Source organism: Acinetobacter uliginosus (assembly GCF_044130295.1).
In the GTDB taxonomy this organism is placed as follows: domain Bacteria; phylum Pseudomonadota; class Gammaproteobacteria; order Pseudomonadales; family Moraxellaceae; genus Acinetobacter.
The window spans coordinates 1-313 of the sequence record NZ_JBIQOC010000064.1; the positions used below are offsets into that span (position 1 = coordinate 1).

Sequence of the window (313 nt, forward strand, 5' to 3'; positions counted from 1 at the left end):
CGTGAGGCTTGACTATACAACACCCAAACAGTTGTTGTATAAAGCATCAATTAATTCGATATTAAGCAAAACAGCTTGATTTAGTGAACGCTAAAGAACAAAATATGACACTCAGATATACCTGTTAATGAATTCTATTTGACCAAGCATTGGCATCTAAATAAGACCAAACGCAAAGTCATAAACAGTTGTGCTGGCGACCATAGCAAGAGTGAACCACCTGATCCCTTCCCGAACTCAGAAGTGAAACCTCTTAGCGCTGATGGTAGTGTGGGATTACCCATGTGAGAGTAAGTCATCGCCAGCTCATTAT

At 40.3% G+C, this 313-nt stretch carries 1 rRNA gene; it reads left to right on the top strand.

Annotated elements, in window-relative coordinates:
* The first annotated feature begins 192 nt into the window (after positions 1 to 192).
* A 5S ribosomal RNA gene (gene rrf, locus ACE01T_RS12400) occupies positions 193 to 307 on the top strand.
* Positions 308 to 313: the final 6 nt, after the last annotated feature.